Annotated in this window: 11 protein-coding genes; 6 read left to right on the forward strand and 5 right to left on the reverse strand. The window is 72.4% G+C overall.

Translation table 11 applies throughout. The annotated features are described in order from the left end of the window. A partial coding sequence (locus C3486_RS28740) for a glycosyltransferase family 39 protein (protein WP_103835696.1) occupies positions 1-1,017 on the reverse strand: 1,017 nt, incomplete at its 3' end. 317 nt (positions 1,018-1,334) lie between these two features. Between C3486_RS28740 and C3486_RS28745 the strand changes: the two genes are divergently transcribed. Then, on the forward strand, positions 1,335-2,960 hold the full coding sequence (locus C3486_RS28745) for an MFS transporter (RefSeq protein ID WP_103835697.1): 1,626 nt from the start codon (positions 1,335-1,337) through the stop codon (positions 2,958-2,960). A 128-nt stretch (positions 2,961-3,088) separates the two neighbouring features. Continuing rightward, positions 3,089-4,276 (forward strand): acyl-CoA dehydrogenase family protein, encoded by a 1,188-nt coding sequence (locus C3486_RS28750; RefSeq protein ID WP_103835698.1) that lies wholly within the window; start codon positions 3,089-3,091, stop codon positions 4,274-4,276. 51 nt (positions 4,277-4,327) lie between these two features. On the opposite strand, the gene C3486_RS28755 is transcribed toward C3486_RS28750, so the two are convergent. The 4 genes from C3486_RS28755 to C3486_RS28770 form a co-directional block, all read right to left on the reverse strand. Next, positions 4,328-4,783 carry a cell division protein SepF gene (locus tag C3486_RS28755; protein WP_103835699.1) on the reverse strand — a complete coding sequence of 152 codons (456 nt, stop codon included), beginning with the start codon at positions 4,781-4,783 and terminating at the stop codon, positions 4,328-4,330. 296 nt (positions 4,784-5,079) lie between these two features. Further along, positions 5,080-6,027 carry an ABC transporter substrate-binding protein gene (locus C3486_RS28760; protein ID WP_103835700.1) on the reverse strand — a complete coding sequence of 316 codons (948 nt, stop codon included), beginning with the start codon at positions 6,025-6,027 and terminating at the stop codon, positions 5,080-5,082. Positions 6,028-6,030: 3 nt separating this feature from the next. After that, positions 6,031-6,540: a GNAT family N-acetyltransferase gene (locus tag C3486_RS28765; RefSeq protein ID WP_103835701.1), complete on the reverse strand. Its 510-nt coding sequence runs from the start codon at positions 6,538-6,540 to the stop codon at positions 6,031-6,033. Further along, a complete protein-coding gene (locus tag C3486_RS28770; protein WP_103835702.1) occupies positions 6,537-7,583 on the reverse strand; it encodes an LLM class flavin-dependent oxidoreductase in 1,047 nt (348 codons plus the stop codon). Before C3486_RS28770 ends, C3486_RS28765 begins: the two co-directional genes overlap by 4 nt. Before the next feature lie 443 nt (positions 7,584-8,026). Between C3486_RS28770 and C3486_RS28775 the strand changes: the two genes are divergently transcribed. From C3486_RS28775 to C3486_RS28790, 4 genes are read left to right on the forward strand one after another with little or no spacing between them, the layout of a single operon-like run. Continuing rightward, positions 8,027-8,902, forward strand: coding sequence for an amino acid ABC transporter permease (locus tag C3486_RS28775; RefSeq protein WP_103835703.1), 876 nt, complete (start codon positions 8,027-8,029; stop codon positions 8,900-8,902). Then, positions 8,899-10,749, forward strand: a complete 1,851-nt coding sequence (locus tag C3486_RS28780; protein WP_103835704.1) for an FAD/NAD(P)-binding domain-containing protein — start codon at positions 8,899-8,901, stop codon at positions 10,747-10,749. Before C3486_RS28775 ends, C3486_RS28780 begins: the two co-directional genes overlap by 4 nt. Continuing rightward, positions 10,733-11,626 (forward strand): amino acid ABC transporter permease, encoded by an 894-nt coding sequence (locus C3486_RS28785; RefSeq protein ID WP_103835718.1) that lies wholly within the window; start codon positions 10,733-10,735, stop codon positions 11,624-11,626. The genes C3486_RS28780 and C3486_RS28785 overlap by 17 nt, the downstream gene beginning before the upstream one ends. Next, positions 11,623-12,384 (forward strand): amino acid ABC transporter ATP-binding protein, encoded by a 762-nt coding sequence (locus C3486_RS28790; protein WP_103835705.1) that lies wholly within the window; start codon positions 11,623-11,625, stop codon positions 12,382-12,384. The genes C3486_RS28785 and C3486_RS28790 overlap by 4 nt, the downstream gene beginning before the upstream one ends. Positions 12,385-12,399 lie beyond the last annotated feature (15 nt).

A 12,399-nucleotide genomic window follows, 5' to 3' on the forward strand; every position in this document is an offset into this window, starting at 1 on the left:
GTAGCCCTTCGCGGTCAGCGCCAGCCCCAGTACGAGCCCGCCGTAGACCAGCAGCGGCACCGGGCGCCCCTGCCGCACGCCGAGCACGTACAGCCAGATCACCGCCGCGACGCCGGCCACCAGCGCGAGCCCGGCCGGGAAGGCGGGCCCGGTCAGCAGCCGTCCGGTGAAGGCCGCGAAGGCCAGGCCGCCGTCGAAGCCGTTGTCCCAGCCGGCCTGCACGTCGAGGTAGCCGGTGAGGCTGCCCTCCCGGGCCCCCACCCACAGGAAGAAGCCGCACCAGCCGAGCGGGGCGAGCAGTACTCCGGCGAGGAGCCGGCGGTGCCGGGTCCAGGCCACCCGGCCCTCGCGGGCCCGCTCGCGCCACAGGACGAGCGCGGCGGCGGCCCACACGGCCGCGACGACCGCGGCGCCCACCGGCCGGGTCAGCCCGGCCAGCGACGTCAGCACGCCGGCCCACACCCACCGGCGGGACAGCACGGCGTACAGCGCCCAGGCGGCGAGCGCGGTGAAGAGCGCCTCCGAGTACGCCATGGACTGCACGACGCCTATCGGGACCGCGGCCCACAGCGCGGCCAGCGTCACGCCGGCCCGCGGGCCGTTCAGCCGCTCGCCCGTGGCGTACAGCGCCCAGGCGGCGGTCAGCGAGGCGGCCCAGCTCACCAGCAGCCCGGCGCCGCCGGCCGACACCGGCAGCACGGCGGACAGGCCCCGCTCCAGCCACGGCAGCAGCGGGAAGAAGGCGAGGTTGGAGTGGACCTCGCCGCCGGGCAGCTGGACGGTGTAGCCGTAGCCGTACTCGGCCACCCGGGTGTACCAGAGGGAGTCCCAGCGGGCGGCGAGGAGGGTCTGCCAGTCCTTGCCGGCGGCCGCCGACCAGACGGCGAGGACGGCGAGGCCGAAGAGGCGGATGGCCGCGTACGCCGCCAGGGCGGGCGCGGCGCGGCGCAGCGCGGCCCCGGCACCTCTGCCTGCCGCAGCCGTACCCGCGGTGGCGGAGAAAGCGAGATCGGTCATCAATACGATTATCCAGGGGCCGGTGGGGCGCGTGGGCCCGATGGCCGGATCGGTACGGCCGCGGGGCAGGTGCCGGGCCGTGGAAGGGGGCGTGCGGGTCCCCCGAAAGGAGTCGGCGGCGCAGGGTAGCGACTGCCCTGCGCAATGGGTATGGGATCCCCCGGACCTTGCGATGAGCATCTCATCGTGAGGTGAGCCATGTGTCCTGACCGGCGACTCGCGTAAGGTTTCGTCACAACTCGCCCGTGCCGCCGGTTCCCCCGGGGCGTTCGTCGTGCCCGGTGCGCGGCTGCGAGTGCTCGACAGGAGGTGCGTACATGTCCGGGACGACCGCGTCCGGCAAGAAGCGGACGGCTGGTGTGACCCGGCATCGCGGCGGCGGCGCGAACCGCTGGACCGTGCTGATCGTGCTCTGCGTCAGCCTGCTGTTCGTCGCCCTGGACACGACGATCCTGTACGTCGCCGTGCCGGCCGTCACCGAGGACCTGCGACCCGGGCCCGTCGAACTGCTCTGGGTCGTCGACGTCTATCCGCTCATCGCGGCGTCCCTGCTGATCCTCTTCGGGACGCTCGGCGACAGAGTGGGCAGACGCCGGATACTGCTCTTCGGGTACGGGCTCTTCGCGATCGCCTCGGCCGGTGCCGCGCTCGCCCCCAATCCACAGGTCCTCATCGTGGCCAGGGCGCTGCTCGGCGTCGGCGGCGCGATGATCATGCCGGCGACGCTCTCGATCCTGCGCCAGGTCTTCCCCGACCGGCGGGAGCGGGCCGTGGCCATCGGCGTGTGGAGCGCGGTCGCCGCGGTCGGCGCGGCCGTCGGCCCGGTGCTCGGCGGCTTCCTGGTCGAGAACTTCTGGTGGGGCTCGGTCTTCCTCATCAACATCCCGATGATGGCCGTGATGCTGCTGGTCGGCCGCTGGCTGCTGCCGGAGTCCCGGGGCGAGCGCAACGGCCCCTGGGACGTGCTCGGCGCGATCATCGCGGCCCTCGGCGTGCTCGGCCTGGTCTTCGGGGTGAAGCGGATCGGCAGCGGGGGCCCCGTACTGGGCTGGACGACGCTCCTCCCGATCGTCGTCGGAGCACTGCTGCTCGCCCTCTTCGTCCGCCGCCAGCGGCGCCGCGAGCACCCGCTGATCGACATGCGGCTCTTCGCCCGCCCGGCCTTCGGCACGTCCGTCGGCTGCATCGTGCTGGCGATGCTGGCCCTGGTCGGCCTGCAGCTCATAGCCGTGCAGTACCTCCAGCTGGTGCTCGGCATGAGCCCCCTGGAGACCGGCCTGCGGATGCTGCCCCTGGTCTTCGCCGCGATGGCGGCCGGGCTGACCGGCTCCCGGATGCTCCAGGCGCTCGGCCCGCGGGTGATGGTGTCGGCGGGCTTCGTGCTCACCGCCTGCGCGGTGCTCTGCCTGACCACGATGGGCGCCCACGACCGTCCCTGGCTGCTCTCCGCCGGTTTCGTGCTGCTCGGCTTCGGTTTCCAGTCCACGCTCTTCGGGGCGTACGAATCGATGCTCAGCGAGGCGCCCGCCGAGGCGTCCGGGGGAGCGGCGGCCATCGGCGAGACCTCCTACCAGCTCGGCGCCGGCATCGGCGTGGCCCTGCTCGGCAGCGTCATGAACGCCGTCTACGCGCCGGGGCTGCACCACGTCCCCGGCGTCCCGCACCGCGCCGGCCGCGCCGCCGGGCACTCGCTCGGCGAGGCGTACCAGGTCGCCGGCGACCTCGGCGGACCGGCGCGGCGTGCGCTGCGCGAGGCGGCCCGCGCGTCCTTCGTGCACGGCCTGCACGTCACCCTCGTGGCCAGCGCGCTGCTGCTGCTGGTCGGCGCGGCGATAGCGCTCCGGCTGCCGCGGCGCGCCGCGGAGTCCGCCGAGCGGGCCGACGGCGGCACCGCGGGTTCCGGGCAGGGTTCCGAGCCCGCGACCGCCTCCTCCTGGCGCTGATCCCTCCCTTTGTACGCAGCGGGCCCGGCGGTGGCCCTCTTGTGGCGCGTCCGCGTGCGTCGTAACGTCTGCCGTGAGCAATAACTACCACTGCTAGTTTTTCGCGCAGCCGCAGGAGGCACCTGGTCATGTCCGCATCCACCCTGCCGCCCTTCGACCCGGCCGACCCGCTGGGCATCGACGACCTCCTCTCCGACGAGGACAAGGCCGTACGCGGCACCGTCCGGCAGTGGGCCGCCGACCGGGTGCTGCCGCACGTCGCCGAGTGGTACGAGGCCGGCGAGCTGCCCGGCATCCGGGAGCTCGCCCGCGAGCTGGGCTCGATCGGCGCGCTCGGCATGTCGCTCACCGGCTACGGCTGCGCCGGTGCCAGCGCCGTCCAGTACGGCCTGGCCTGCCTGGAGCTGGAGGCCGCCGACTCCGGCATCCGCTCGCTGGTCTCCGTGCAGGGCTCGCTCGCCATGTACGCGATCTGGCGCTTCGGCTCCGAGGAGCAGAAGCAGCAGTGGCTGCCGGGGATGGCCGCCGGCGAGATCATCGGCTGCTTCGGCCTGACCGAGCCCGACCACGGCTCCGACCCGGCGAACATGCGCACCCACGCCAAGCGCGACGGCTCGGACTGGGTGCTCAACGGCCGCAAGATGTGGATCACCAACGGCTCGGTGGCCGGCGTCGCGGTGGTCTGGGCGCAGACGGAGGACGGCGTCCGCGGCTTCGTCGTGCCCACCGACGCCCCCGGCTTCTCCGCGCCCGAGATCAAGCACAAGTGGTCGCTGCGCGCCTCGGTCACCAGCGAGCTGGTCCTGGACGACGTACGGCTGCCTTCCGATGCCGTACTGCCCGAGGTCACGGGCCTGCGCGGCCCGCTCAGCTGCCTCAGCCACGCCCGGTACGGCATCGTCTGGGGCGCGATGGGCGCGGCCCGCGCCAGCTTCGAGGCGGCGCTGGAGTACGCGAAGACCCGGGAGCAGTTCGGCAAGCCGATCGGCGGCTTCCAGCTCACCCAGGGCAAGCTCGCCGACATGGCCGTGGAGCTGCACAAGGGAGTCCTGCTCGCGCACCACCTCGGGCGCCGGCTGGACGCGGGGAGGCTCCGCCCCGAGCAGGTCAGCTTCGGCAAGCTCAACAACGTGCGGGAGGCGATCGAGATCTGCCGCACCTCGCGCACCATCCTGGGCGCGAACGGGATCTCGCTGGAGTACCCCGTCATGCGGCACGCGACGAACCTGGAGTCGGTGCTCACCTACGAGGGCACCGTGGAAATGCACCAGCTCGTGCTGGGCAAGGCGCTCACGGGGCTCGACGCCTTCCGGTGAGCGGCCGACGTGCTCTTGCGGACCGGCGCCGGCCGATCCGCAAGAGCACCGTCAGCTCTGGTTGAAGAAGCCGCCCTCGCGCCGGCGGCCCGTGACCTCGCCGCCGCTCACGATGCGGTAGTCGGGCGGGGTGAGCAGGAAGACGCGGGTCGCCACGCGCTCGATGGAGCCGCGCAGCCCGAAGGTCAGCCCCGCGGCGAAGTCGACGACGCGCTTGGCGTCGGCCGACTCCATCGCGGTGAGGTTGACGATGACCGGCACGCCGGCCCGGAAGAGCTCGCCGATCCCGCGGGCGTCCCGGAAGCCGTCCGGCGTGACCGTGGCGATCCGGGTGCCCTGCTGCTGCGCCGCCTCGTCGGCCACGCGCACCCGGGGGTCGGTCACCCAGGAGTTGCCGCCCGTCTGTTCGGGCTCGGACCCCTCGGCGTAGTCGTCGTCGTAGTAACGCTCGTCATCGTTGTCGTCGACGAGGCCAAGCCACGCACTCGCCTTGCGCACCGATCCCATGGACGCCTCCTCTCTCCCGCGGTGTGCTGTCCGCCCCTCTATGGTCGGCCATGACGCGGATGATGTGCCAAGTGGATAGCCGCCGCATGGGGGGTTCGTGACACATCTGGTGCAATGAGGATGGCACAGCGTCAGCTCCAAGGCGATGACCGCGAACTGACTGTGCGAAGGGTGTCACACGGTGTGCGCGCCCCCTTGGCCCCACCCCGCAGGACAGATCGGAACATACTGGAAAGAATGGGTCCGTAAGGAAGCGACCACGGCATATGTCAGGACAGCGGGGGTGGTGACGACCGTCAATCCTTGGCCGGCGGGTTGATCCGGGAGCCGTCGATCGCGGAGCCGGTGGTGCCCCACTTCTTCAGGATGCGGTCGTACGTGCCGTCCTTCTGCAGCCGGTTCACCGCCGCCCGGAAGGCCGGGGTGAGCGGGCTGCCCTTCTTGAAGGCGAACCCCACGTCGAGACGCTGGTACTCGTTGAGGAACCGCAGCCCCTTCTGCTGCCGCACCGAGTAGCGCAGGCCGTTGATGGTGCTCATCACCACGTCGCTGCGCCCCTGCTGGAGCGAGATCCACAGCGCGCCCTGCTCGGCGTACGTCTTGACCTCGTACGGCTTCTTGCCGGCCTTGGTGCAGCGCGAGCGGTTCTGTTCCAGCGTCGCCTCGAAGGTGGTGCCCGCCGAGGTCGCCACCGTCCGGCCGCACAGCTGCGTCAGGTCGGTGACCTTCTTCAGCGGACTGTCGTCGCGGACCGCGAAGCCCTGGCCGTCGTTGATGTAGGTGACGAAGTCGATGGTCTTCTTGCGTTCGGCGGTGACACCGAAGTTGCCGGTGCCCAGGTCGTACTTGCCGCTGCCGAGTGCGGGCAGGATCGCTTCGAAGCTCGCCACCTCGCGCTTGAGGCGCAGTCCGAGCACCTTCGCGACGGCGTCGGCGAAGTCGATGTCCTGCCCGGCCACGGTCTTGCCGTCCGGCAGGTAGGACGCGCCGGGCGGGGTGCCGCCGACGCTGGTGGCGATGGTCAGCGTGCCGCGCTTGCGCACCCCGGCCGGGAGCAGCTGCGCGGCGGCCGGGTCCTTCTTCACGTCCCCGATGACATCTTTGGTGGGGATCCTGGCCTCGCCGCCGCCGCCCGCGGCGGCGGCCGGCCGCCGCCCCGCTTCGTCGGGTGCCGCGCAGGCGGCGGTCAGGGCGAGGGCGGCAGCGGCGAACAGGACGGCGGCACGGGCTCTGTGGTACGTCATGGGTCAGGTCTCCAGGTGGTGGCCGCCCGGCAGGTCCTTCTCGAACGGCAGCGGGCCGATCGACTCCGGGTCGGCGGTGAGGTCGAAGAGCGGGCGGTAACCGGCCGCCAGATACAGGGCCTTGGCCTCCGGCTGCCGGGGCCCGGTGGTCAGGCAGAGGCGGGTGTAGCCGCGGCGCGCGGCGTCCTGCTCCAGCACGTCCAGGACGCGGCGGGCCAGTCCGCGGCGGCGGTGCGCGGAGTGCGTCCAGATGCGTTTGAGTTCCGCGGTGGCGGCGTCGTACCGGCGGTACGCGCCCCCGGCCACCGGCTCGCCGCCGGCCAGGAGCAGCAGGAAGGCGCCGCCCGGCGGGCCGAACTCCTCGGGGGGGTACTCCCGGTCCAGGTCCACCGGCTTGCGGTAGCGGGTGCTGTACTCGTGCGTCAGCTCCGTGAGCAGCGGGCGGGCCAGTGGATCGGTGACCGACGTGTGATGCACCGTCAGCTCGGTGGGGTGCGGTGCCGGCGCTGTCATGTGCGGCTCCAGGGAAGGGTGTCGGGCGCCTCCTTGCGCAGCACCGGCAGCACCTGGTCGGCGGTGAGCCGCAGCACCTCGGCCTTGCGCGCGAACGGCAGTCCGGCGCTCTCCACGCCGAAGAACTGCACCGCGTGCCCGTACGCCGCGTGCTGCTGGAGGACCTTGTCGATGACCCGGTCCGGCGAGCCGACGAGCGCAGGACCGTGGTCGGAGGCCTCGGCCAGGGTGCGGAACGGGGTGTTGTTGCCGGGCACGTCCCGGGCCGCGACCGCCGCTTCGTAGTACGGCGCGAACTCGGCGCGCGCGGTGCGGTCGTCACCGGCGACGTACAGCGTGCCGCCCGCGCCGACCAGTGCGGCCGAGGGGTCGTGGCCGTACTCCGCCCAGCGTTCCCGGTAGTGCGCGATCAGCCGCGCGTAATTGGCGACCGGCTGGATCACGTTGGCGGTGAACAGCGGGTCGCCCCACAGCGCCGCGAGGTCGGCCGAGCGTTCGCTGGTGGCGCTGCCGTGCCAGACGGTGGGCGGCCGCTGGTAGGGACGGGGGAGTGTGGTCGCCTCCGTCAGCGGCGGGCGGAACCGGCCGGACCAGGTGACCTTCTCCTCGCTCCACAGCCGGCGCAGCAGTTCGTAGTTCTCCTCCTGGAGGTCGTACTGGTCCGCCGGGTCGCGGCCGAACAGGGCCCACGGCTCGGGCGCGTTGCCCTTGCCGGTCATCAGCTCCAGCCGGCCGCCGGAGAGCTGGTCGACGGTGGCGTACTCCTCGGCGACCCGGACCGGGTCGAGGGTGGACAGGACGGTGACGGTGGTGAAGAGCCGGATGCGCCGGGTGCGGGCGGCGATCGCGCCCAGCACCGCGGCCGGGGAGCTGGAGAGGAACGGCGGTCCGTGCCGCTCCCCGACGCCGAAGGCGTCAAATCCCAACTCCTCGGCGAGAGCCGCCAGTTCGACGACCTCCCGGAGGCGTTGATGGGGTGTGAGAAGCCGTCCGGACACCGCGTCCGGGACATTGTCGATCAAGGTCATGACGCCGAAGCGCATGGTGGGGCGCCCTTCTTCGAGCAGGCCGAAGGAATGGGGGAGGAGCGGGAAGGGTGCGCCGAGGGGAGGCGCGGAAAAGCGTGTGAAGGCGCGGCGGGATCAGGGAAGGGTGATCAAAACCGCGAAACGGCCCGGCCGGAGAAGGCGGCGGGCAAGGCGCAGGGGGTCAGCTCAACAGGACGACGACCACACTCGACCGAAGTCGATGTGGTCGCGGGTGACCAGCCGCTGCCATGAGTACATGCCGCCAAGTGGAACAGGCATCCGTTTCCGCGTCAACCGTGACCGAGATCCGTGTCTCACGATGTGAACAAGCTTGACAGTCCGCCACATCGGCGCCATAGCCTCGAGGACCGGCGTGCTGAGGGGCTCGCCCGGTTCTCCAGCCTTGTGTGAAGGCGCTCCACTCCCGTGTTCGATCTCTGCATCCACGGAGCCTTCGCATGCCTTCCGCCCAGCCGGTCTCCGGCACCCTCGACACCCCTGCGCCGGCGCGGCCCGAGCCGTCCGGCCCCGCCGCGCCGCCCCGCATCGTCCCGCGCCGCCGCACCGGCCAGTGGGCCGCAGCGGCCCTCGTCCTGACCCTCCTCGCGCTCGCCGCCACCTCCGTCGTCCGCAACGACGCCTTCCAGTGGGACGTGGTCGCCGAGTACTTCTTCACCACCGCCGTGCTGCGCGGCCTGGCGCTCACGCTCTGGCTCACCGCGCTGGTCATGGTGCTCGGCTTCGCGCTGGGCACGCTGCTCGCCGCGATGCGGCTCTCCGCCAACCCCGTCCTCAGAGCCGTGGGTTGGGGCTACGTCTGGCTGTTCCGGTCGATGCCCGTCCTGGTGCAGCTGCTGTTCTGGTTCAACATCGGGGCGCTCTACCCGTACGTCCTCGGCGTGAAGACGGTGAACCTGCTCGGCCCCCTCGCCGTCGCCCTCATCGGCCTCACCCTGCACGAGGCCGCGTACGCCGCCGAGGTCGTGCGCGGCGGCATCCTCTCCGTGGACCGCGGCCAGCTGGAGGCCGCCAGGTCCCTCGGCCTGAGCCGGTGGCGCCGCGGCCGGCGGATCGTCCTGCCGCAGGCCATGCGCGCGATCGTGCCGCCCGCCGGGAACATGCTGATCGGCACGCTCAAGGGCACCTCGATCGTCAGCGTCATCGCGGTCCAGGACCTGCTGTACTCCGTGCAGCTGGTCTACCACCGCACCTACCAGGTCATCCCGCTGCTGCTGGTCGCCACCCTCTGGTACGTCGTCGTCACCTCGGTGCTCAGCGCCGGCCAGTACTACGTCGAGCGGCACTACGCGCGCGGTGCGGAGCGCACCCGATGAGGCCGTCCCTGGTGATCGTGGGAGCCGGTCCGCGGGGGACCGGACTGCTGGAACGGATCGCCGCCAACGCCGCCGAGCTGTACGGCGACCGGCCGCTGGACATCCACCTCGTCGACCCGCACCCGCCCGGCGCCGGCCGGATCTGGCGCCCCGACCAGTCCCCGCTGCTGTGGATGAACTCCATGGCCGAGGACATCACCCTGTTCACCGACGAGTCGGTGGAGATGGCCGGACCGGTCCGTCCGGGGCCCACCCTCGCCGCCTGGGCGCGGCAGGTCGGGGACGGCACCGTCACCGTGCCGCCCGGACCGGCCGAGGCGGCCGGCACGCTCGGGCCGCGCGACTTCGCCGGCCGGCCGGTGCAGGGCGGCTACCTCGGCTGGGTCTACGACCGCACGGTGGACGCACTGCCGCCCGGCATCGCCGTGCACGAGCACCGGCACCGCGCCGTCCGCGTCGCCGGACCCCGCGACGGCCGCCAGCAGGTCTGGCTCGCGGGGCGGACCGCCCCGCTCGTCGCCGACCTCGTCGTGCTCACCCTCGGCCACCTCGGCTCCGCACCCGCACCCGAGGAGCGGGCCCTCGCCGCCTTCGCCGCCGACCACCACCTCACCTACCTGCCACCGGACTTCACCGCCGACAGCGACCTGTCCGGGCTGCGGGCCGGCGAGCCGGTGCTGGTCCGCGGCATGGGCCTGGCCTTCGTCGACCTGATGGTGCTGCTCACCGAGGGCCGCGGCGGCCGCTACCTGACCCGGCCCGACGGGCAGCTGGCGTACCTGCCCTCAGGCGAGGAGCCGGTGCTGCACGTCGGCTCGCGGCGCGGTGTCCCGTACCACTCCAAGATCGGGTACGCCTGGACCGGCGAACGCCCGCCGCTGCCCCGGTTCTTCGGGCCCGCCGAGACCGACGCGCTGCTCGCGCTGCCCGGCGGCCCGGACTTCACCCGGGACATCTGGCCGCTCATCAGCAAGGAGCTGGGCTTCGCCCACTACCACCGTCTCTTCACCGCCCACCCGGAGCGCACCGCCGTCCACTGGACCGACTTCGAGGAGAAGTACGCGGCCGCCGAACCCGGCAGCGCCGCACTCCAGGCACTGGTCGCCGCCTCCGTGCCCGACCCCGCCGACCGGCTCGACCTCGAAGCGCTCGACCGCCCGCTGGCCGGCGTGCGCTTCGGCAGCGACGCGGCGCTCCAGGACGGCCTGCGCGCGTACGTCGAGGCCGACCTGGACCGCCGCCACGACCCCGCGCACAGCCCCGACCAGGCCGTCTTCCTGGCGCTGCTGTCCGTCTACGGGCAGCTGACCCGGATCGGCGACCTGGGCCCGTGGTGGCACGGCTTCTTCAGCTACCTCGCCTCCGGCCCGCCAGGGCCCCGGCTGCGGCAGCTGCTCGCCCTCTCCCGGGCCGGCGTCGTGAAGTTCCTCGGCGCCGGCATGACCGTCACCCCCGACACGGAGCGCGGCCTCTTCCGCGCCGGCAGCGCCAGTCTGCCCGGTGCCGAGGTCACCGCACGCGCCCTGGTGGAGGCCCGGCTCCCGAAGCCCTCCGTCGTGCACAGCAAGGACGCGCTGCTGCGCGGCCTGTACGCCGACGGGGCCGCCGCCACCCCCGGCGGGCTGCTGCGCGTGGACGCGGCGGACGGCCGGGTCCTGGACCGCACGGGCCGGCCCCACCCGCGCCGCTTCGCGCTCGGCCCGCACACCGACGCCCGCTCCTCCGGCGCCTTCACCCGCCCCGGCACCAACGCCCCCTCCTTCCGCCAGAACGACGCCACCGCCCGCACCCTCCTCACCTTCCTCGCCGCCCGCATCCCGGAGGACCACCATGCCGCTGACCACTGACCCGCCCGCCGCCGAAGCACCGGAACGCGCCGGACCACCGGGCACGGCAGCACCCGCCCTGAAGGTGGTGCCGGTGCGCCACCCCGCGCGCTGGGTCGCCGTCGCGCTCACCGCCGTACTGCTCGCGCAGTTCGTGCACGGGCTGGTCACCAACCCCGGCTGGGAGTGGGGCGTCTTCGCGCAGTTCTTCACCACGGAGACGATCCTGCGCGCGGTGGGCACCACCCTGCAGCTGACCGTCTACGGCACCGTCCTCGGCTTCCTGCTCGGTCTCGTCCTGGCCTTCATGCGGCTGTCGGAGAGCGCGTTCCTCAAGTCCGTCGCGGTCGGCTACATCTGGGTGTTCCGGTCGGTCCCGCTCATCGTCCAGCTGCTGTTCTGGTTCAACCTCGCCTACCTCTACAAGCGGATCGACCTCGGCGTACCGTTCGGCCCCGGGCTCTTCTCCTTCGACACGGTCAACCTGGTCGGCGCCATGAGCGCGGCGGTCCTCGGCCTCGCCCTGCACCAGGCCGCCTACGCGGCGGAGATCGTGCGCGGCGGCGTCCTGGCCGTGGACGACGGCCAGCTGACGGCCGCCGCCGCACTCGGCATCCCCCGGCTGCGCCAACTGCGCCGCATCGTGCTGCCGCAGGCCATGCGCGCGATCCTGCCCAACGCCGCCAACGAGGTCATCTCCCTCTTCAAGGGCACCTCCATCGTCTCCGTCATGGCGATCGGCGAGCTCTTCTACCAGGTGCAGGTCATCTACGGCCGCAACGGCCGGGTCGTGCCCCTGCTGATGGTCGCCACCGTCTGGTACGTCCTGCTCACCGGCGCCCTCTCCGTCCTCCAGCACCTCATCGAACGACACTTCGCAAAGGGGGCCACGCGATGAGCGCGATGGTCGACATCCGGTCCGTGACCAAGAGCTTCGGGTCCGTGGAGGTGCTGCGCGGCATCGACCTGACCGTACGCACCGGGGAGGTCACCGTCGTCCTCGGCCCGTCGGGCTCCGGCAAGTCCACGCTGCTGCGCACCATCAACCACCTGGAGAAGGTGGACAGCGGACAGATCAGCGTGGACGGCACGCTCGTGGGCTACAAGCAGCGCGCGAACAAGCTGTACGAGCTGCGCGAGCGCGACATCCTCAAGCAGCGCACCCACATCGGCTTCGTCTTCCAGAACTTCCACCTCTTCCCGCACCTGACCGTGCTGGAGAACATCACCGAGGCCCCCGTCTCCGCGCTCAAGCGGTCCCGGAAGGACGCCGAGGCCACGGCCCGCCGGCTGCTCGCACGCGTCGGTCTCGCCGAGAAGGCCGGCGCCTACCCCCGGCAGCTCTCCGGCGGCCAGCAGCAGCGGGTGGCCATCGCCCGCGCGCTCGCCCTGGAACCGAAGCTGCTGCTGTTCGACGAGCCCACCTCGGCGCTGGACCCGGAGCTGGTCGGCGAGGTCCTCGACGTCATCAAGGACCTCGCCGAGCAGGGCACCACCATGATCGTCGTCACCCATGAGATCGGCTTCGCGCGCGAGGTCGCCGACACCGTCGTCTTCATGGACGACGGCCGGATCGTCGAACAGGGCCCGCCGTCCCAGGTGCTCGAAGCACCGCGCCACGAGCGCACCCGCGCCTTCCTCTCCAAGGTCCTGTGACCATGCCAGGCCCCC

Origin of the sequence: Streptomyces sp. Ru73, assembly GCF_002920575.1 — a bacterium.
Lineage (GTDB): Bacteria > Actinomycetota > Actinomycetes > Streptomycetales > Streptomycetaceae > Streptomyces.

Excerpts from the sequence above, each read along its gene's own strand:
- C3486_RS28785 (WP_103835718.1), top strand. The coding sequence starts at position 10,733 with ATGCCGCTGACCACTGACCCGCCCGCCGCCGAAGCACCGGAACGCGCC.
- C3486_RS28745 (WP_103835697.1), top strand. The coding sequence starts at position 1,335 with ATGTCCGGGACGACCGCGTCCGGCAAGAAGCGGACGGCTGGTGTGACC.
- C3486_RS28750 (WP_103835698.1), top strand. The coding sequence starts at position 3,089 with ATGTCCGCATCCACCCTGCCGCCCTTCGACCCGGCCGACCCGCTGGGC.
- C3486_RS28760 (WP_103835700.1), bottom strand. The coding sequence starts at position 6,027 with ATGACGTACCACAGAGCCCGTGCCGCCGTCCTGTTCGCCGCTGCCGCC.
- C3486_RS28765 (WP_103835701.1), bottom strand. The coding sequence starts at position 6,540 with ATGACAGCGCCGGCACCGCACCCCACCGAGCTGACGGTGCATCACACG.
- C3486_RS28790 (WP_103835705.1), top strand. The coding sequence starts at position 11,623 with ATGAGCGCGATGGTCGACATCCGGTCCGTGACCAAGAGCTTCGGGTCC.
- C3486_RS28755 (WP_103835699.1), bottom strand. The coding sequence starts at position 4,783 with ATGGGATCGGTGCGCAAGGCGAGTGCGTGGCTTGGCCTCGTCGACGAC.
- C3486_RS28775 (WP_103835703.1), top strand. The coding sequence starts at position 8,027 with ATGCCTTCCGCCCAGCCGGTCTCCGGCACCCTCGACACCCCTGCGCCG.
- C3486_RS28770 (WP_103835702.1), bottom strand. The coding sequence starts at position 7,583 with ATGCGCTTCGGCGTCATGACCTTGATCGACAATGTCCCGGACGCGGTG.
- C3486_RS28780 (WP_103835704.1), top strand. The coding sequence starts at position 8,899 with ATGAGGCCGTCCCTGGTGATCGTGGGAGCCGGTCCGCGGGGGACCGGA.